Annotated in this window: 19 protein-coding genes; 9 read left to right on the top strand and 10 right to left on the bottom strand. The window is 68.4% G+C overall.

All coding sequences use genetic code 11. The features are described from left to right. Positions 1–323: 323 nt before the first annotated feature. The 3 genes from ACHAA3_RS05020 (at position 324) to sucD (ending at position 2876) form a co-directional block, all read left to right on the top strand. Positions 324–665 (top strand): hypothetical protein, encoded by a 342-nt coding sequence (locus ACHAA3_RS05020; RefSeq protein ID WP_435707847.1) that lies wholly within the window; start codon positions 324–326, stop codon positions 663–665. A gap of 143 nt (positions 666–808) precedes the next feature. After that, positions 809–1969 carry an ADP-forming succinate--CoA ligase subunit beta gene (sucC, locus tag ACHAA3_RS05015; RefSeq protein WP_435707846.1) on the top strand — a complete coding sequence of 387 codons (1161 nt, stop codon included), beginning with the start codon at positions 809–811 and terminating at the stop codon, positions 1967–1969. 10 nt (positions 1970–1979) lie between these two features. Continuing rightward, positions 1980–2876, top strand: a complete 897-nt coding sequence (gene sucD, locus ACHAA3_RS05010; RefSeq protein ID WP_435707845.1) for a succinate--CoA ligase subunit alpha — start codon at positions 1980–1982, stop codon at positions 2874–2876. A gap of 88 nt (positions 2877–2964) precedes the next feature. Here the strand turns inward: sucD and ACHAA3_RS05005 are convergent, their stop codons facing one another. Then, positions 2965–4800, bottom strand: coding sequence for a hypothetical protein (locus ACHAA3_RS05005; protein ID WP_435707844.1), 1836 nt, complete (start codon positions 4798–4800; stop codon positions 2965–2967). Between the two features lie 68 nt (positions 4801–4868). On the opposite strand from ACHAA3_RS05005, the gene ACHAA3_RS05000 reads away from it, so the two are divergent. The 4 genes from ACHAA3_RS05000 to ACHAA3_RS04985 are packed head-to-tail and all read left to right on the top strand — an operon-like array spanning position 4869 to position 9115. Continuing rightward, positions 4869–6089, top strand: coding sequence for a cell division protein PerM (locus ACHAA3_RS05000; RefSeq protein ID WP_435707843.1), 1221 nt, complete (start codon positions 4869–4871; stop codon positions 6087–6089). After that, positions 6034–6621, top strand: a complete 588-nt coding sequence (gene purN, locus ACHAA3_RS04995; protein ID WP_435707842.1) for a phosphoribosylglycinamide formyltransferase — start codon at positions 6034–6036, stop codon at positions 6619–6621. Before ACHAA3_RS05000 ends, purN begins: the two co-directional genes overlap by 56 nt. Continuing rightward, entirely contained in the window at positions 6618–8192 is a 1575-nt protein-coding gene (purH, locus tag ACHAA3_RS04990; RefSeq protein ID WP_435707841.1) for a bifunctional phosphoribosylaminoimidazolecarboxamide formyltransferase/IMP cyclohydrolase, read from the top strand. The genes purN and purH overlap by 4 nt, the downstream gene beginning before the upstream one ends. A gap of 20 nt (positions 8193–8212) precedes the next feature. Further along, positions 8213–9115, top strand: coding sequence for a DMT family transporter (locus tag ACHAA3_RS04985; RefSeq protein ID WP_435707840.1), 903 nt, complete (start codon positions 8213–8215; stop codon positions 9113–9115). Between the two features lie 24 nt (positions 9116–9139). On the opposite strand, the gene ACHAA3_RS04980 is transcribed toward ACHAA3_RS04985, so the two are convergent. Next, positions 9140–10321 (bottom strand): NAD(P)/FAD-dependent oxidoreductase, encoded by a 1182-nt coding sequence (locus tag ACHAA3_RS04980; RefSeq protein WP_435707839.1) that lies wholly within the window; start codon positions 10319–10321, stop codon positions 9140–9142. Positions 10322–10481: 160 nt separating this feature from the next. On the opposite strand from ACHAA3_RS04980, the gene ACHAA3_RS04975 reads away from it, so the two are divergent. Further along, positions 10482–11330 (top strand): bifunctional methylenetetrahydrofolate dehydrogenase/methenyltetrahydrofolate cyclohydrolase, encoded by an 849-nt coding sequence (locus ACHAA3_RS04975; RefSeq protein ID WP_435707838.1) that lies wholly within the window; start codon positions 10482–10484, stop codon positions 11328–11330. Beyond that, on the top strand, positions 11327–11605 hold the full coding sequence (locus ACHAA3_RS04970) for a DUF3017 domain-containing protein (protein WP_435707837.1): 279 nt from the start codon (positions 11327–11329) through the stop codon (positions 11603–11605). The genes ACHAA3_RS04975 and ACHAA3_RS04970 overlap by 4 nt, the downstream gene beginning before the upstream one ends. A 15-nt stretch (positions 11606–11620) precedes the next feature. On the opposite strand, the gene gdhA is transcribed toward ACHAA3_RS04970, so the two are convergent. The 8 genes from gdhA to ACHAA3_RS04930 all read right to left on the bottom strand — a co-directional run bounded on the left by gdhA (position 11621) and on the right by ACHAA3_RS04930 (position 18116). Continuing rightward, entirely contained in the window at positions 11621–12961 is a 1341-nt protein-coding gene (gdhA, locus tag ACHAA3_RS04965) for an NADP-specific glutamate dehydrogenase (protein ID WP_435708215.1), read from the bottom strand. A gap of 153 nt (positions 12962–13114) precedes the next feature. Further along, positions 13115–14128, bottom strand: coding sequence for a malate dehydrogenase (locus ACHAA3_RS04960; protein ID WP_435708214.1), 1014 nt, complete (start codon positions 14126–14128; stop codon positions 13115–13117). A 76-nt stretch (positions 14129–14204) separates the two neighbouring features. After that, entirely contained in the window at positions 14205–14708 is a 504-nt protein-coding gene (locus ACHAA3_RS04955; RefSeq protein ID WP_435707836.1) for a hypothetical protein, read from the bottom strand. Continuing rightward, positions 14705–15067, bottom strand: a complete 363-nt coding sequence (locus tag ACHAA3_RS04950; protein ID WP_435707835.1) for a hypothetical protein — start codon at positions 15065–15067, stop codon at positions 14705–14707. Before ACHAA3_RS04950 ends, ACHAA3_RS04955 begins: the two co-directional genes overlap by 4 nt. 163 nt (positions 15068–15230) lie before the next feature. Further along, entirely contained in the window at positions 15231–15593 is a 363-nt protein-coding gene (locus ACHAA3_RS04945; RefSeq protein ID WP_435707834.1) for a hypothetical protein, read from the bottom strand. Between the two features lie 128 nt (positions 15594–15721). Next, positions 15722–16195 (bottom strand): hypothetical protein, encoded by a 474-nt coding sequence (locus tag ACHAA3_RS04940; protein ID WP_435707833.1) that lies wholly within the window; start codon positions 16193–16195, stop codon positions 15722–15724. 14 nt (positions 16196–16209) lie between these two features. Then, positions 16210–17904 (bottom strand): hypothetical protein, encoded by a 1695-nt coding sequence (locus ACHAA3_RS04935; protein WP_435707832.1) that lies wholly within the window; start codon positions 17902–17904, stop codon positions 16210–16212. Further along, positions 17901–18116, bottom strand: a complete 216-nt coding sequence (locus tag ACHAA3_RS04930; RefSeq protein ID WP_435707831.1) for a hypothetical protein — start codon at positions 18114–18116, stop codon at positions 17901–17903. Before ACHAA3_RS04930 ends, ACHAA3_RS04935 begins: the two co-directional genes overlap by 4 nt. Positions 18117–18284: the final 168 nt, after the last annotated feature.

The raw sequence follows: 18284 nt of genomic DNA, 5'->3' as shown, positions 1-18284 counted from the left end.
TTGGCGCCGAGCAGCGGCGCGCTTGCCGGATCCAGCAGGAGGGGTCGACTGTCGACTGTCTAGTCGGCGCTTGGGTGCTGAAGGCGGCACGCAGGTACCTCACAGTCGGGGAATCAGGAACTCGGTGAGCCTAACGGAGGACGGGCTGTCGCGGAAACCGAATGCCACATGATCGCCCGCCCGGAAACTGCGGGGAGGCTGTTCTCCCGCTCCTGCTCGCCTGAGGCGTGGCGCAGCCCAGCAGCCGATGTGATGGATCTGACGTCGTGCTCGGCGTGTCGCTCCGGGTTCTGCTTCGGCGTCGCCCATGGGACGATCTGACCATGTCGCTGGCCAGATCGAGGCGTGTCGTGGTGGGGTCGTGCGGTGATGACGCCGCAGCGCGTCTGGTCGCCCGCGCGCTGTTGATGTCGGGCCGCGAGGTCGTGTTCATCGGAGGAGACCAGAGCATCGAACAGGTCGCCCGCACCGTGGTGTCCGAGGATGCGGCGGCCGTCGTGCTCGACGGATCCGTCGACGATCTGGGCCGTCTGGCCGCGAGGCTGGAGGAAGCCGGCGTCGGTCACGTCACGACGTCGGTGGTCGACCTGTCCGATGCGAACGCCGCGGGTGTGACGGACCCGACGGTCGGCATGAGCGACCCCACACCCCACAGGACAGCGTGAATGGATAGAGTCAATTTGGTCCGTCGGCCGTCCCCGGCCGGCTCCGACTGCATGGTCGGCTCGTGCCTTCGCGCTACAACGAGCCTCCGCGCCTCGCGCGGCACCACCTGCCACCCGCACGTCACAACAGGACGGAAACACTTGTGGATTTGATGGAGTATCAGGCGAAGGAACTGTTCGCCAAGCATGACGTCCCGGGCGCTCCCGGCATCGTCGCCACCACGCCCGAGGAGGCACGCGCCGCTGCTGAACAGCTCGGCGTCTGCGTCGTCAAGGCGCAGGTCCAGGCCGGAGGTCGCGGCAAGGCTGGCGGCGTCAAGCTCGCCAAGACACCCGACGAGGCCCACGAGCACGCCACCGCGATCCTCGGGATGCAGATCAAGGGACTCACGGTGCACCGTGTCCTGATCGCTCCCGCGGCGACCATCGAGGAGGAGTACTACTTCTCCTTCCTGCTCGATCGCTCCAACCGCAGCTACCTGTGCATCGCCAGCATCGAGGGTGGTGTGGAGATCGAGGAGGTCGCTGCGACCAACCCCGACGCTGTCAAGCAGATCCCGATCGATGCCGGAACGGGCGTCGACGAGGCCAAGGCCCGCGAGATCGTCACCGAGGTCGGGTTCCCGGCCGCGCTGACCGAGCAGGCCGTCACGACCGTGCTCGCGCTGTGGAAGACCTTCGTCTCCGAGGACGCCACGCTCGTCGAGGTCAACCCGCTGGCCCGCCTCGCGGGTGACAAGCTCGAGGCGCTCGACGGCAAGGTGTCGCTCGACGACAACGCCGACTTCCGCCACGAGGACCATGCCGCGTTCGAGGACAAGGACGCCGCCGATCCGCTCGAGGCCAAGGCGAAGGCCAAGGGGCTGAACTACGTCAAGCTCGACGGCCAGGTCGGCATCATCGGCAACGGCGCGGGACTCGTCATGAGCACCCTCGACGTCGTGGCCTACGCCGGAGAGGCGCACGGCAACGTCAAGCCGGCCAACTTCCTCGACATCGGCGGAGGCGCCTCGGCGCAGGTCATGGCCGACGGTCTCGACGTCATCCTTGGCGACGAGCAGGTCAAGAGCGTGTTCGTCAACGTCTTCGGTGGCATCACGTCGTGCGACGCGGTCGCCAACGGCATCAAGGGTGCGCTCGAGCTGCTCGGCGACAACGCCACCAAGCCGCTCGTGGTCCGTCTCGACGGCAACAACGTCGACGAGGGTCGCGCGATCCTCGACGAGCTCAACCACCCGCTGGTCACGCAGGTGGACACCATGGACGGCGCGGCCGACAAGGCCGCCGAGCTGGCGAACGGCTGAAGGGGTACAGATGTCTATCTTCGTGAACAAGGACTCCAAGGTCATCGTCCAGGGCATCACCGGCGGTGAGGGCACCAAGCACACCGCCCGCATGCTGGCCGCCGGCACCCAGGTCGTGGGCGGTGTCAACGCGCGCAAGGCCGGAACCACGGTCTCGCACACTGACGGCGACGGAAACGCCGTCGAGCTGCCGGTCTTCGGAACGGTCGCCGAGGCGATGGAACAGACCGGCGCCAACGTGTCGGTGCTGTTCGTGCCGCCGGCTTTCACCAAGGACGCGGTCGTCGAGGCGATCGACGCCAAGATCGACCTCGCGGTGATCATCACCGAGGGCGTTCCGGTGCAGGACAGTGCCGAGTTCTGGGCCTACGCCCAGGGCAAGGACACGCGCCTGATCGGTCCCAACTGCCCGGGCATCATCACTCCGGGCGAAGCGCTCGCGGGCATCACCCCGGCGACCATCGCGGGCAAGGGCCCGGTCGGTCTGGTGTCGAAGTCCGGCACGCTGACCTACCAGATGATGTTCGAGCTGCGGGACTTCGGTTTCTCCACGGCCATCGGTATCGGTGGTGACCCGATCATCGGCACCACGCACATCGACGCGCTCGAGGCGTTCGAGAACGATCCGGAGACCAAGGCGATCGTGATGATCGGTGAGATCGGCGGCGACGCCGAGGAGAAGGCAGCGGCCTACATCTCCGAGCACGTCACCAAGCCGGTCGTCGGCTACGTAGCCGGTTTCACCGCTCCCGAGGGCAAGACGATGGGCCACGCGGGCGCCATCGTGTCCGATGGCGCGGGCACGGCGCAGGGCAAGAAGGAGGCCCTCGAGGCCGCCGGGGTCAAGGTCGGCAAGACGCCGTCTGAGACTGCCTCGCTGATGCGCACCATCTTGCAGGGGCTCTAGCCAGCAAGGTTCGAACCACCCGAACGCCCCCGATCCGCCTCCGGCGGAGCGGGGGCGTTCGTCGTGCAGACCGGCGTGGGTGCGGTGTCTAGCCCTGGTCGTCGGCGATGTCGGCGTAGCGCAGGCGGCTACCTGCACGAGCCACGACGGACTCGAAGACGTCGGACGTGATGTCGAACCTGCCGGCCGGGGTGAACAGGACCTGGGCGACGGCCGAACCGCGTCGCACGATGCCCATGCGGTAGAAGACGCGATCGCCCTCGGAGACCTCGAGACCGACGCGCCACGTGAAGCCGGATGTCGAGCGGGACTCGATCTCCGAGGATTGGTCGACCTCGGCCGTCCGGTTGTCGTCGGCGCACGAGGCGATGCGCTTGCGGACGCCGTCGACGAACGTCTTGGCGGCGTCCTCGTCGGCGAACTGGCCGACGGTCTCGGTAAGACCGAACTGCTCGGGCACCTCTGTCGCCCGGAACAGCACGAAGACGCGTGAAGCAGCGGTGCGGACGCTGTCACCGGTGAAGGCCGTGTTGTCGCACGCGGTGGCGGCCGGGTTCGGCTCGCCGTCCGCCTCGGTCTCGGTGGAGGCCCAGACGCGATCGACATCGGCGATGGGCGGCAGGTCGACCACGCCCAGGAAGTCGGGTGCCTCGGTGGTGCGCGGCGGGGAGGCGCGCCTGATCTCCCCGGATATGTCGCACTCACCGTCGGCGTCCTGACAGATCCGCGCGACGGCATCGTCGAGCACGTCGACGAAGGCGTCGAGATCGGGGCCGGTGTCGCCGTCGACCTCGTGCACCAGCGTGTTGGTCACGCGCCCGGAGCGACCGAACCCGACAGTGAAGGTGCGTTCGGGCGATCGGTTCGAAACCAGCCGCAGCACCGTGTAGTTGCCGCCGTCGCGCTCCACGGTGTAGGCGGCGAGTAGTTGCGTGCGGGGGTGCTCGCAGTCGGCGAAGGAGCGGATCAGCCGCTCGTAGGACTTCTTGGCGATGGTGGTGTCGTCGGAGACCTCGACCGACTGGGCGACCCGGGCGTTGTCGTCGCCGTCGGTGCCGAAGGTGCGCACGAAGGCCCGCAGCGGGTCCGGGTCGGCGAACCGCTCGGTCGGGCAGGTCGCGTAGGGGGTGGTGTTCTCCACCTCCTCGTCGGTGTCGCGGAGCTCCCAGCTGGCGGCGGGGTCGATGGGCCGGATCTGTCCGAGGGTCAGAAGGTCCTCATCGGTGAACTTGCGGGCATCGAGGACGGCATCGACGCTCTCGGACCCGATCTGCTCGCGATCGGGCAGTGCAGTCCGGGTGGCGAGGGCGTCGTCGTCGGTGGCGACGAAACCGGCTCCGATCACGCCGAAGATCGCAGCGGCCACGAGGATGAGGGTGTTGCGGCGCCGACCGCGGCGCGCTGCGGTGCGGATCTGGGCCGGCGGGGGTACCTCGAGTGCACGGGTCACGGCTCCGAGGGCGACCATGCGCCGCTCGATCTCGGCGATCGACTGACCGAGGGACGTCTCGAGGGTGCCGAGAGCGGTGGTGACCTGCTCGATGCCGTCCTCGGCGGGAATACCGACCTCGCGGGATGCGTCCTCAAGATCGGCATTGCCCAGGGTCATCAGCACGATGAGTCGACGCTCGTCGACATCGAGGTCGGCCAGTGCGTCGAGCAGGGCGACGTCGGAGTCCTCTTCGTGGCGACGGCGCAGGAGGTGCGTGCCACGGCTGATGGCGATGGAGCGCCACGCCTCGTTGCGCACGTAGGACACGGGGGACCGGTCGCGGATCTTGGCCCAGTCGCGCCACGCGTGGCGATAGGCGTCGGTCGTGGCCTCGAGCGCCACCTGGCGATCACCGCACAGGGCGTAGGTGACCTGGGTCGCCTCGGCGAAGGTGGAGCGGTAGAAACTGTCGAACTCATCGACGCGGGTCATCTGCAGCCTCCTTCGGCGCTCGGCGTGCCCCGGTGCGGCATCGTCACGATACAGGGGAAGATGAACCAGTGTCCGAGCCCTCCACGACCCCCTACCTGCGCGCTGCGGTCCTTGCCGGACCACTGGCAGCGGCTGTGTCCGTGCTGGTGTCCGCTGCCGTGGTGCTCGTGGCTCGAGGTAGCGACGGTGCCGCGCCTGTGGCCATCGCGCGCACAGCGGGTCAGGTCTGGCTGGCCAGCATCGGTTCGGGCCTGACGGCGGACGGCATCTCCATCAGCGTGATCCCGATCGGTGCCACGCTCATCGCGATCGCCGTCACGGCATCTGTCGTGGCCTGGACCCTGCCCGAACCCGTTGACGAGCTGCCGGCGTTCACGATCTCGGCGGCCGGTTTCCACGCTGTCTTCGCGGCGATCGTCGCCGCGCTGGCCAGCGCAGGTGGGGTCGAGGTGTCTCCGGTGCGGGCCGCCGCAGCCGGGTTCGTCGTCGGCGGACTGGGTGCGGCGATCGGAGCCGTGCGTCGTCACGGCGGCGGCGACGCCCTGTGGTTCACGATCAGCGCCGATGTCCGACGGGCCGTCCGTGCCGGAGTGGTCGGCGCGGCAGTGGTCCCGGCCGTGGGTCTCGTGATCGTGGTGGCGCTCCTGCTGCGGCACCTCGATCGGGCCGGTGATCTGTGGGCTCTGCTCGACCCGGGCTTCGGCGGGGCGGTGGTGGTGGCGGTCGGTTGCCTGCTCGCGATTCCCACGCTCGTGCTGTGGACCTCGGCGGCTCTGATCGGCCCCGGGTTCGCGCTCGGCACCGACACCTCGGTCGACCTCACCGGCTCGCAGCTGGGGGCCGTCCCGGGGTTCCCGGTGCTGGCCGCCCTGCCCGATCCGGGACAGTTCGCCGGCTGGACGTTCCTGCTGGGACTGGTCCCGCTGCTCGCCGGAGCGGTCGCCGGCTGGCGCACCGATCCCGGTGACCGCGAGGGCCTGATGGCGCGAGTGCTGGCCGGCGCCGCCGCCGGAGCCGTGGGCGGTTTCATGCTGGGAGTCCTGGTGGGCGCATCAGGTGGGGCGATCGGGCCGGGGCGCATGGAGCAGACCGGTCCGTCGGCCCTCACCCCCCTGTTGGTCGTGCTGCCGGTGATGGCCGTGGGCGGTGCGATCGGAGCGGTGCTGGCGCACTATCGTGGCGAGGGTGTCCTCCAGCTCCCCGCCTCCGGAGCCAGCTCGTCTGGTCGTCCTCGTGTCTGGGAGCGGATCAAATCTGCAGGCCCTGATCGACGCGACGACCAGTCCTGACTTTGGCGCCCAGGTCGTCGCCGTGGGTGCTGACCGGCCGGGCATCGAGGCGCTGGACCGCGCCGAGCGGCACGGTATCGACACGTTCTGCCTACCGCTTGCGGACTTCGACGACCGTGTGGCGTGGGACGTCGCGCTGGCCGACGAGGTCGCCAGCCACGCGCCCGACCTGATCGTCCTGGCTGGCTTCATGAAGCTGACCGGACCAGCATTCCTGGCCCTGTTCGGTGGCCGCACGGTCAACACGCACCCAGCCCTGTCGCCGTCCTTCCCGGGCATGCACGCCCCGCGAGATGCGCTCGAGCACGGGGTCAAGATCACGGGGGCCACGTTGTTCGTGGTCGATCAGGGCATGGACACCGGTCCCATCGTGGCCCAGGTGGCCGTGCCGGTGCTGCCCGACGACGACGAGAGCACCTTGCACGAGCGCATCAAGGTCAGCGAACGCCAGATGCTGGTCGACTGGGTCGGCCGCATGGCGCGCGAGAACTTCACCCTCACCGACCGCACCCTCACCTTCGGAGAATCATGAACCAGTCCCAGCCCCAGTCCGCGTCCGCCGAGACCCGACCTGTGCAGCGTGCGCTCGTCTCGGTCTACGACAAGACCGGCCTGGACGAGCTGGCGCGCGCCCTGCACGCCGACGGCGTCTCGATCGTCTCCACCGGTTCGACGGCCAGGACCATCGAGGCTGCCGGAGTGCCGGTCACTGCGGTCGAGGAGCTGACCGGCTTCCCTGAGTGCCTCGACGGCCGGGTCAAGACGCTGCACCCGCGCGTGCACGCCGGGATCCTGGCCGACATGCGACTCGACGACCACGTCGCCCAGCTCGCCGAGCTGGAGGTCGAGCCGTTCGACCTGGTGATCGTGAACCTGTATCCCTTCAGCGAGACGGTGAAGTCCGGCGCGACGCCCGATGAGTGCGTCGAGCAGATCGACATCGGCGGTCCGTCGATGGTGCGAGGCGCTGCGAAGAATCACCCCAGCGTCGCGGTGGTCACCTCGGTGAATCAGTACGACGAGCTGAGGGCGGCGCTGGCTGCCGGCGGATTCACCCTCGAGCAGCGCAAGCGCCTCGCCGCAGAGGCATTCGCGCACACGGCTGCCTACGACGTCGCCGTGGCGACCTGGTTCGCCGGCGACTACGCCGGCGACTCGCGATGGCCGGAGTTCGGTGGCGCGACGCTGACGCGTCAGGCCGTGCTGCGCTACGGGGAGAACCCGCACCAGGAGGCCGCGCTCTACTCCGACGGCACCGGTGGTCTCGCTGCCGCCGAGCAGCTGCACGGCAAGGAGATGAGCTACAACAACTACGTCGACACCGATGCGGCCCGCCGTGCGGCGTTCGACTTCGACCAGCCGGCCGTCGCGATCATCAAGCACGCCAATCCGTGCGGCATCGCCGTGGGATCTGACGTCGCCGAGGCGCACGCCCGGGCGCACGCCTGTGACCCCGTCTCGGCGTTCGGCGGGGTCATCGCCACCAACCGTCCGGTCAGCGTGGCGATGGCCGAACAGGTCGCCGAGGTGTTCACCGAGGTCATCGTGGCGCCCGACTACGAGCCCGGTGCCGTCGAGATCCTGCAGGGCAAGAAGAACATCCGCATCCTGCGATGCGAGGCTGACGTCGAGGCGACCGAGTACGAGTTCCGGGGCATCTCCGGAGGCGAGCTCGCCCAGCAGCGCGATCACCTCGACGCCCCCGGTGACGCCCCCGAGAGCTGGACCCTCGTCTCCGGCGAGGCAGCCGACGCGACGTTGCTCGCCGATCTCGCGTTCGCCTGGACCGCATGCCGTGCAGTGAAGTCGAATGCGATCCTGCTGGCCAGCGACGGCGCCTCGGTCGGCATCGGCATGGGCCAGGTCAACCGGGTCGATTCCTGCAGGCTCGCGGTCGAGCGCGCGGGGGACCGGGTGAGTGGCTCGGTCGCGGCCTCCGACGCCTTCTTCCCGTTCTCGGACGGTCCGCAGATATTGATGGACGCCGGAGTCAAGGCCATCGTGCAGCCCGGCGGGTCGATGCGCGACGACCAGACCATCGAGGCCGCCCAAGCCGCTGGGGTCACGATGTACGTCACCGGCACCCGCCACTTCTTCCACTGACCCCGCCCAGAAGGAGAGCTGTGCCTGATCGGCTGGTGGGTGCCACGCTCGTCGTGGCGTCGTCGACCGCGTTCGGCGCGATGGCGATCTTCGGTGTGCGGGCGCAGAACGCCGGCACCGACACGATGGCACTGATCTTCGTGCGGTTCGCGCTGGCAGCCGTGGTGCTCGTGGTGGCGCTGCGCGTCAGCGGCCGGCGGCTCCCGCCCCTGCAACGGTGGTGGCCGGTGGCCCTGATGGGCGGCGTCGGGTATGTCGGGCAGTCGACGTGCTTCTTCCTGGGACTGCAGTACGCGCAGGCGGGTCTGATCGCGCTGCTTCTGTACCTTTTTCCGGCCTTCGTGACGGTGCTGGCCGTGGTCTTCCTGCGCGAGAGGCCAGGGATCGTCACGTTCGCCGCACTCGCGATGTCGTTGATCGGCACCGCGTTGGTCGTCGGCGGCGGATCGGGTCGTCCGCTGGGCATCGCCCTGGGGGTCGGGGCCGCGATCGTGTACTCGGTGTACATCGTGGTGGGCTCGGTCGTCACCGGCGGCCTCGACGCATTGTTCGTGTCGACCGTGGTGTGCTGCTCGGCAGCTGTCGTCACGGGCGTCGTGGTCGTGGTGCTGGCAGCGGTGGGGCGCCCGCAGTCGTTCCCGGTCGACGTCAGCGGATGGGGCTCACTCGGGGTGATCGCGGTGTTGTGCACCGCATTCGCGATCCTGACCTTCTTCGCCGGCCTCAGCCGCCTCGGGGCGACGGCCACCTCGGTGCTGGCGACCGTCGAACCGGTCGTCACCATCGTGCTGGCCGCCGCCTTCCTCGACGAGCGGCTCGGAGCCGTTCAGCTCCTGGGCGGAGCATTGGTGATCGGAGCCGTGATCTGGCTCGCTGTCGGCCAACGTCATCCGGTGGCCGAGGTCGAGGCCCCACCCATCTAGTTCTGGCGATCCAGGTCTGGTGACCTAGCTCTTCAGGAGGCCTGACTCGGGGCGAGTGCCGGACTCGATGACGCTCTTGGCGGCGTCGACGGCGTTCCACACGTTCCACAGCAGCACGCCCACGACCCGGCCGTCATCGAGGTAGTACACGACCGAGCCGCCGTCCTGCTCGACCACGTCGGTCTCGAGTGACGGATCCATCCGACCCACTGCTTCGTAGCCCAGGTCGAACAGGTCGGAGTAGAACATCGGTGTGTGCGCGTACTTCTCGTCCGCGCCGGCCAGCGCCCGACCAGCTGCTTGGCCCATGGTCGTGGCGTTGTCCTCGTGCTCGACGCGGCGCCGACCCAGTCGGGGGTCGAGGTACGAGGCGACGTCGCCGGCGGCGAACACGTCGTCGACCGAGGTGCGGAGGTGGTCGTCGACCACGATGCCGCCGTCGTCGGAGCGATCGATGCCGGCCGATTCGGCCAGATCGCCGGCGGGCTGCAGGCCCAGGCCGACGACGACGAGATCAGCATCGAGCGTGGATCCGTCGTCGAGCGTGAGCTGCACGCCCTCGGCGGTGTCGTGGCCGCTGTCGACGCCGGTTCCGGCTCGCAGCTGCACGCCAGCCTGGCCGTATCGGGCGGTGACCTGCTCGGCGATCTCGGTGGGGAAGCGTCCCGCGCCCGGTGCGTCCTCGGGGAAGACCATCGTGACGTGCACGTCGTTCTGGGAGAGGGCGGCAGCGATCTCCGAGCCGATGTAGCCACCGCCGACGACGACGGCATGGGTGTCGGGCTGTGCGGCTTCGCGCAGGCGTCGGTAGTCGGCGACGGTGCGGTAGTAGATGACGTGCTCGGACGGCTCAAGTCCGTCGAGGTGACGGGGCGTGCCGCCGGTGGCGATCAGTGCCCGGCCGTAGCCGAACTCGTCGCCGGTGGCGGAGGTCGCGACCTTGCCCTGTGGATCGAGGCCGGTGATCCTCTGGCCGAGGAACACCTCGGCGCCGGTGTCGGCGGCCGGGTCCAGGGTGCTGCCGGTGAGCGTGGCATCGTCGTCGATCCATAGATCCTTGGACAGGGCCGGGCGACGCACGGGCGGGTCGGACTCGTCACCGACGATGCCGATCGAGCCGGCAGGATCGATCTCGCGGATGCCGCGGGCGGCGGCATCAGCAGTCATACCGGCTCCGATGATCAGGTAGTCATAGTCGTGACGCATGACGCCTGCGTACCCCGACGGCCGAACCTCATGCGTCGAGGACGGTGAACACCTGGCCGTTGGCGGGTAGCCGGGCTCGATCTCGGTGCTGACCGGCTCCACCGACCGGCTCCGGGGGAGAGCGGCGCCTCGGAGGATGGGGCCGTGGAAGAATGGCGCCGTGTCCGCTCAGATCCTCGACGGCAAGGCCGTCGCCGCGTCCATCAAGGCTGAGCTGACCGAACGGGTAGCCGCTCTGCGTCAGCGCGGCATCGTTCCCGGCCTCGGCACGATCCTGGTCGGTGACGACCCCGGCAGCCAGTGGTACGTCGGCGCGAAGCACAAGGACTGTGCCGAGATCGGCATCCGGTCGATCCGCATCGACCTCCCCGCCTCAGCCACGCAGGCCGAGGTGGAGGACGCCGTCGACCAGCTCAACGCCGATCCGGAGTGCGGCCTGTACATCGTGCAGCTGCCGCTGCCGAAGGGGATCGACGAGAACGCGATCATCGGACGGATCGATCCGGCCAAGGACGCCGACGGTCTGCACCCGACCAACCTCGGGTGGCTGGTGCTGGGCAAGGAGGCCCCGCTGCCCTGCACGCCGCGCGGCATCATCGAGCTGCTGCGTCGCCACGACGTCGAGATCGCCGGTCAGCACGCGGTGGTCGTGGGCCGTGGTGTCACGGTGGGGCGGCCCATGGGCCTGCTGCTGACCCGTCGTTCGGAGAACGCCACCGTCACGCTGTGCCACACCGGAACGCAGGACCTGGCTGCTGAAGTGGCCCGCGCCGACATCGTGATCGCGGCTGCGGGGGTTCCCGGCATCATCACCGGCGACATGGTCAAGCCCGGCGCTGCCCTGCTCGATGTCGGCGTCAGCCGTGACGAGAACGGCAAGATCGTCGGCGACCTGCACCCGTCGGTGATGGACGTGGCCGGCTGGGTCGCGCCGAACCCCGGCGGAGTCGGACCCATGACCCGCGCGATGCTGCTGGCCAACGTCGTCGACGCGGCTGAGCTGGCGTGAGGCTGCCGCGCAGCCGGGGCTCGCAGTTCTACCTCGTCCAGCTGGTCGTGGTGGCGGCCGGGCTGGTGCTGCTCGCCCTGGGCTCGTGGCGCAGTGGCGTCGCGGTGGTGGGCGGATCGTTCGTGGTCGGCGCGTTCGCTCGTCTGGTGGTCCCGGTGGAGCACACCGGGATGCTGCGGGTGCGCGGCAAGATCTTCGACATGATGTGGATGATCCTGCTGGGGGTGAGCCTCGTGCTGCTGGCGCTGGTCATCCCCGACCAGCCCAGCCGCTGACTCGTCAGCGGCCGCTCAGATCACACCGAGCGCCAGGACGGCGTCGGCCACGTGGGTGAAGGCGCTGATGTTGGCTCCGGCGACGTAGTTGCCGGGCGTGCCGTACTCGTCGGCGGTCTCGATGCATCGCTGGTGGATGCCGCGCATGATGACCTCGAGCCGCTCCTCGGTGTGGTCGAACGTCCAGAAGTCGCGGGAGGCGTTCTGCTGCATCTCCAGAGCACTGGTCGCCACACCGCCGGCGTTGGCGGCCTTGCCCGGAGCGAAGCGGACGTCGGCGTCGGAGAACACCTGGATCGCCGACGGGGTGGTCGGCATGTTCGCGCCCTCGGCCACGACGCGGCACCCCTGCTTGATGAGGGTGGTGGCCTCGCGCTCGTCGAGCTCGTTCTGCGTGGCGCACGGCAGGGCGACCTCGCACGGGACGTCCCACACCGAGCCGTCGGTCACGTGGTGGACCTTGGCGCCACGCGCCTCGGCGTAGTCACCGATACGACCGCGCTGGACGTCCTTGATCTCCTTCAGCAGTGCGACGTCGATGCCGGCCTCGTCGACCACGTAACCCGAGGAGTCCGAGCACGCGACCACCACGCCACCAAGCTGGTGCACCTTCTCGATCGCGTAGATCGCCACGTTGCCCGAGCCGGACACGACGACGCGCTTGCCGTCGAGTGACTGGTTCATGGTCTTGAGGACCTCGTCGACGAAGAAGACGGTGCCGTAGCCGGTGGCCTCGGTGCGCACCTGAGAACCGCCCCACGACAGTCCCTTGCCGGTCAGCACGCCGGACTCGTACCGGTTGGTGATGCGCTTGTACTGCCCGAACAGGTAGCCGATCTCGCGACCGCCGACGCCGATGTCCCCGGCCGGGACGTCGGTGTACTCACCGATGTGCCGGTACAGCTCGGTCATGAACGACTGGCAGAAGCGCATGATCTCGCCCTCGGAGCGGCCCTTGGGATCGAAGTCCGATCCGCCCTTGCCGCCGCCGATCGGCAGGCCGGTGAGCGCGTTCTTGAAGATCTGCTCGAATCCGAGGAACTTCACGATGCCCAGGTAGACGCTGGGGTGGAATCGAAGGCCGCCCTTGTAGGGTCCGAGCGCTGAGTTGAACTCGACGCGGAACCCGCGGTTGATCTGCACCTGGTTGGTGTCGTCGACCCACGGCACGCGAAAGATGATCTGGCGCTCTGGCTCGCACAGACGACGCAGGATCGCCGCGTCGGTGTACTGGGGGTGCTTCTGCACGACCGGGCCCAGGCTGTCCAGGACCTCGAGGACGGCCTGGTGGAACTCCTCCTCGCCAGCGTTGCGGGAGACGACCTCGTCGTAGACGGGCTGGAGCGCGGGGTGCAGCTGGGTCACGATGATGTCCTCGTCGAGTGGGGGTTGCGTTTGGCCGAACCGCTGACGAGTCACGCAGGCCCGCTGGCGAGTCACACCGACACCGAGGAATTGGCGTCGTACGTGACTCGTCAGCGGGCCTACGCGACTCGTCAGCGGAAGGGGCTAGATCAGGCCGAGCTCGGTCACGGCGTCGCGCTCCTCGGCGAGCTCGGTGGCCGTGGCGTCCATCTTGGCGCGGCTGAAGTCGTCGATCTCCAGGCCCTGGACGATCTCCCAGTCACCGTTCCTGGTGGTGACGGGGTAGGAGTAGATCAGGCCCTCGGGGATGCCGTACGAGCCGTCGGAGCGCACGGCCATCGAGGCCCAGTCGCCCTCGGGGGTGCCGTGCAGCCAGTCGCGGGCGGCATCGATGGTGGCCGATGCTGCCGAGGCGGCCGACGAGGCACCGCGGGCCTCGATGATCGCGGCGCCGCGCTTGGCGACGGTGGGGATGAAGTCGTCCTCGATCCACTTCTGGTCACCGACGACCTCGGCAGCGTTGCGACCGCCGATCTCGGCGTGGAAGATGTCGGGGTACTGGGTGGCCGAGTGGTTGCCCCAGATGGTCATCTTCGTGATGTCCGCGACGCTCGAGCCCGTCTTGGCGGCGAGCTGCGACAGGGCCCGGTTGTGGTCCAGGCGGGTGAGGGCGCTGAAGCGCTCGGCCGGGATGTCGGGGGCGTTGGTCTGGGCGATCAGTGCGTTGGTGTTCGCCGGGTTGCCCGTGACACCGATGCGCACATCATTGGCAGCGTGCTCGTTCAGGGCCTTGCCCTGCGAGGTGAAGATCGCGCCGTTGGCCTCGAGCAGGTCGCCGCGCTCCATGCCCTTGGTGCGGGGGCGGGCGCCGACGAGCAGGGCCAGGTTGGCGCCGTCGAAGATGTGGTTGGCGTCGTCACCGATCTCGACGGAGTCCAGCGTGGTGAACGCGCAGTCGTCCAGCTCCATGACGACGCCCTCGAGCGCCTTGAGCGCCGGGGTGATCTCGAGCAGGCGCAGCTGGACCGGGGTGTCCGGGCCGAACAGGGCACCGCTGGCGATGCGGAAGAGAAGGCTGTAGCCGATCTGGCCTGCGGCGCCGGTGACGGCGACCTTGACGGGAGTGCTCACGACGGTGTGCTCCTTGAAGTCGGGGATTGATCTGAACGTAACGCAGCGACTCGCGATGCACCCATGCGGGTCAGGGGCGCGGGACCGCGATTTGTGGGCTCCGTCAGTTGGGGTTGACGCATCCGAACAGGTCGTAGGCGACGTCGGAGTCGTCGACGCCGTCGGCCCAGGCGGTCCAACCCGGGTCGTCGGGTGGCTGGAGGTCGAAGTAGTTCTGGGAGAACGTGCCGAGGGGGCCGAGTGGTCGTCCGTCGGCGTCGAGGACCACGTAAACCGGTCCCTGCACGCCTTGGAAGCCTTCTTCGATGTCGGGGTCGTCGATGGTGACCGCGATGAGCAGCACCATGAGGTCACTGGCGCCGAAATCCTGGACCTGCTCGGGAATGGGAGCGGTAGCGGCTTCGATGAACTCGAAGCTGCTGATGGTGCTGTCGCCGAGGGGGAAGTTGGTGCGGGCGGTGTCCATGATGTCGGCGACGACGGCTTCGTCGGCGTCGTTGCAGAGGGGGTCGTCGTCGCCTGGCATGGTCGAGCCGCAGGCCCCCAGCAGGCCCAGGCCGACCGCGATCGCGGCGAGGGTGCGGGTGGTTCGCTGGGTGGGGGTCATCGGTTGGGGTTGACGCAGCCGAACAGGTCGTAGGCGACATCGGAGTCGTCGACCCCATCGGCCCACTCGGTCCAGCCCGGGTCGTCGGGTGGCTGGAGGTCGAAGTAGTTCTGGGAGAACGTGCCTAGGGGGCCGAGTGGTTGTCCGTCGGCGTCGAGGACCACATAGACCGGTCCCTGCACCGTCTCGAAGCCCTCCTCAATGTCCGGGTCGTCGATGGTTTCGGCAATGAGCAGGACCATGAGCTCTTCGCCGCCGAACTGCCGAACCTCCTCGGGGATCGGCGCCGTGGCGGCCTCGAGGAACTCGAAGCTGCTAGTGCTGCCGCCGATCGTGACCTTGGCGCGGGCAGTAGCCATGATCTCGTCGACGACGGCTTCGTCAGCCGTGTTGCAGACGGGCTCGCTGTTCGATGGTGAGGATGGGGAGGACGTTTCACAGGCCCCCAGTGTAAGAAGACCGACCAGCCCCAGAGCGGTGGCGCGTCGTTGTACGTACACCGTTCCTCCCAGTCCTGGTTCATCAGTTGGGATCGACGCAGCCGAAGAGGTCGTAGGCGACATCTGAGTCGGCAACGCCGTCGGCCCAGGCGGTCCATCCGGGATCTTCGGGGGGCTCGATGTCGAAGAACGGCTGGGAGAACGTGCCCAGGGGGCCGAGGGGTTGTCCGTCAGCGTCGAGGACCACGTATTCGGGGCCCTGTGCGCCCTGGAATCCGTCCTCGACGTTTGGATCGTCGATGTTGATCGCGACGAGCAGGACCATGAGTTCCTTGGCACCGAACTGCTGGACATCTTCGGGGATGGGGGCGGTGGCGGCCTCAATGAACTTGAAGCTGCTGATGGTGCTGTCGCCGGTCTTGAAGTTGGACTGGGCTGTGGCCATGATGTCGGCGACGACGGATTCGTCCGCATCGTTGCAGGTGGGTTCGTCGTCGGATGGGGAGGGCGTTCCGCAGGCCCCCAGTGTGAGCAAACCGATTAGCCCCAGGGCGGTGGCGCGTCGCCGAACGTTCACAGTTCCTCCCATGCCAGATCACTTGCAGCAAGATCGAAGTCCTCGATCTTGAACTCCTCGAAGCGTCCGTCGAACGCCATGCAGCGGACGACGAGGACGCGACCGCTGTCGGGATGGGCCAGAGCGTACGTCACGACGTCGACAGGCGAGCTCTCCGCGGTTTGATGTTGGCGCAACGTCGCGTATCCATCGTGGTGCGTGATGACTTCGCCCTCGAGGCCAAGTCGACGGCGCAACCCCTCGACCGAGGGGTCGCCATCGGCTTCCTCCGGTGGCCAGATGAACACAATGGCCGACGGCGGTGTTGCCCGGATGCTGAGGAGCAAGGTCTGGGCCCCTGCCGCACGGATGGACTCGAGCCACGGGGTGGACCCTTGCTGTTCGTCCGGCAGCAGGCCGGTCAGCGCGGCAAGCGCGGCCGGATCGTCGAGATCGGCCTTTCGCCACTCGCCGGGCAGTGCGAACTGCACCGATGGGACTGAACTCATCCTGCTCCTACTGTGTCGAAGTCGAACGTGTCGAGGCTGTGGGACTCCAGGCTGGACTCCGATGTCGACCCGACCGTGATCTGAGCGCCGGACGCGGGCTGGACCTCGAAGCTGTCCTGCGCCTCGGTCAGGATGTCGATGTTGGTGTGGAAGTTCACGATCTGCTCCTCCGACCTGCCGTGGCCGCCGGCATTGATCGCGTTCTGGTAGTTGCCGGCGCCGACGCCCGCGGCGTTGAAGGTCGTGGCGGGTCGCCCGGTGTCGATGCTGGCCGTGCTGGCCAGGGAGCCACCCAGGGAGTGCCCGGTGTAGCTGATGTCGTCGCCAGCGAATTGTTTGTCGTTCGCGATCTGTTCCGCAAGGTCGAGCGCCTGGCGGCCCTGCAACGTGGAGAACCCCCCCGCGTTGAGGGAATCGTCGCGGATGTCTCCCAGCTCTTCGGGATTGGTGCCGCGATAGGCGATGACGACCTCGCCGGTCTGGGGGTTGCGGAACACGGTGGCAGAGAAACCGTCGGTTCCCGGATACTCCTGGACCATCTTCCAGCCCGGAGGGATCTCCTTGCCATCCACGCCGTAGGCCAGGTCTGCCAGCTGGTGGCGGATCTTGACCGAGTCGCGGTAGGCCCTGTCGCGCTTCCACCGGTTGTAGGCCTTGCTGTTGAGCCGATCGGGATCCTCGACCCTCGGCTCTGCCGGGCCGCCGTACTTCTGCCGCGCCAGGATGACGAGAACACCGAGCAAGGTGACGCCGACGTCCATCAGGACGTCGATCACTTCTTGGATCGTCTTGCCGAGCGAGACCAGGAAGTCGATAGATGCGACGAAGGCGTCGGTGAGTGCGTCGAAGACGATGAGCGAGGTCTGGGTGACGATGGTCGCCACGGTGACGGCGACCTGGGCGCCGAGAGCGAGGAGCGCGTCCATGGCGGCCTTGGCGTAGCGGAGTCCGGCCGCGATGGCGTCGACGAGGGCGTCGCCGACGGCCCGGAGCGCGGCGACTGCCCCCGCGATCGCGCCGCCGATGAAGTCGATGACCTGGTCGATGCCGTCGAGGAGTCGGTCGATGCTCCACTCGGCGGCGCTGCTGATGGAGCTGGCGATGCTCGAGGCCGTGGCCACGACGACCTCGTCGTCGATGATCGGGTGGAAGGCCGGGCTGGGGGTGCTGGGGTTCCAGCTGAGGAGTCGCTCGATGAGCTCCTCGGCCAGCCAGCCCATGCCGTCGGTGACGGCTCCGGTGCCCTTGCTCAGCAGGCCCCCGACGAGCGGGATGTCCTCGACGGAGTCGTCCAGGCTCTCGATGCCGGCGCGGATCTGGGCAGCCAGTGACTGCGCGCGGGACTGGCCGTCGCGCACGAAGGCCGAGAACGCGTCCTCGATGTCGCCGTGGGCCTTGACCGAGGCGTCGCGGGCGATCTCCCACTCGTCGCAGTAGGTGCCGACGACTCGCGAGGCCTCGCGGTGCGTGCTCGACACGGCGTCGATCGCCACGCGGGCCGCAGCGACCCGGACGGTAAAGGTCTCGGCGGTGCTGCCGACCCAGTCGGCCGAGACCTGCTGGGCGATGCGGTCGAGCTCGATCGATTCGTCGAGCACGCGCTGGGCGTGCAGGTCGAGGTCCCGCTCGGCGTCGCGCATGGCCGCCAGGTCGCCGCCGGGGGTGGGAACCTCCAGCCAGGAGGTGGTCATGGCGCCTCGGGGACGGCCTCGGCGAGCTTGGCCTCCTGCTGCTCGAACACCTCGCCGGCCATCTTGACCTCTTGTGCGAAGGCCTCGAGTCCCATCGTCACGCGCGGGCGTGCGGACCCGAGGGTCGCGAGCAGGTCACTCAGCGCCGACTCGACCGCCGGCTGCCCGGCATGGTCAGCAGCCGAGCTGACCGCGGACTCGGCCAGCGACATGGTGGCGGCGAGGCTGTCGGTCAGGCTGCTGATCTGCTGGCCGCCGCCGCGGACTGCCGCGGTGTCGATGCGAAGGTTTATGATGCGCTGATGCTAGCAGCAGACAGGCACAGCATGTCTTGACCGACGAAAGGCCTGGGAGGTCGTCACCTCCCAGGCCCCTCGGCG

Origin of the sequence: Aeromicrobium sp. CF3.5, assembly GCF_051262695.1 — a bacterium.
In the GTDB taxonomy this organism is placed as follows: domain Bacteria; phylum Actinomycetota; class Actinomycetes; order Propionibacteriales; family Nocardioidaceae; genus Aeromicrobium.
The sequence above is the reverse complement of the archived record's forward strand: the minus strand, read 5'-3'. Positions and strand labels throughout refer to the sequence as shown.

Coding starts and splice junctions, on each gene's coding strand:
- ACHAA3_RS04950 (WP_435707835.1), bottom strand. CDS start 15,067: ATGGCTACTGCCCGCGCCAAGGTCACGATCGGCGGCAGCACTAGCAGC.
- sucD (WP_435707845.1), top strand. CDS start 1,980: ATGTCTATCTTCGTGAACAAGGACTCCAAGGTCATCGTCCAGGGCATC.
- purH (WP_435707841.1), top strand. CDS start 6,618: ATGAACCAGTCCCAGCCCCAGTCCGCGTCCGCCGAGACCCGACCTGTG.
- ACHAA3_RS05005 (WP_435707844.1), bottom strand. CDS start 4,800: ATGACCCGCGTCGATGAGTTCGACAGTTTCTACCGCTCCACCTTCGCC.
- ACHAA3_RS04945 (WP_435707834.1), bottom strand. CDS start 15,593: ATGGCCACAGCCCAGTCCAACTTCAAGACCGGCGACAGCACCATCAGC.
- ACHAA3_RS04980 (WP_435707839.1), bottom strand. CDS start 10,321: ATGCGTCACGACTATGACTACCTGATCATCGGAGCCGGTATGACTGCT.
- ACHAA3_RS04930 (WP_435707831.1), bottom strand. CDS start 18,116: ATGTCGCTGGCCGAGTCCGCGGTCAGCTCGGCTGCTGACCATGCCGGG.
- ACHAA3_RS04955 (WP_435707836.1), bottom strand. CDS start 14,708: ATGACCCCCACCCAGCGAACCACCCGCACCCTCGCCGCGATCGCGGTC.
- ACHAA3_RS04935 (WP_435707832.1), bottom strand. CDS start 17,904: ATGACCACCTCCTGGCTGGAGGTTCCCACCCCCGGCGGCGACCTGGCG.
- ACHAA3_RS05020 (WP_435707847.1), top strand. CDS start 324: ATGTCGCTGGCCAGATCGAGGCGTGTCGTGGTGGGGTCGTGCGGTGAT.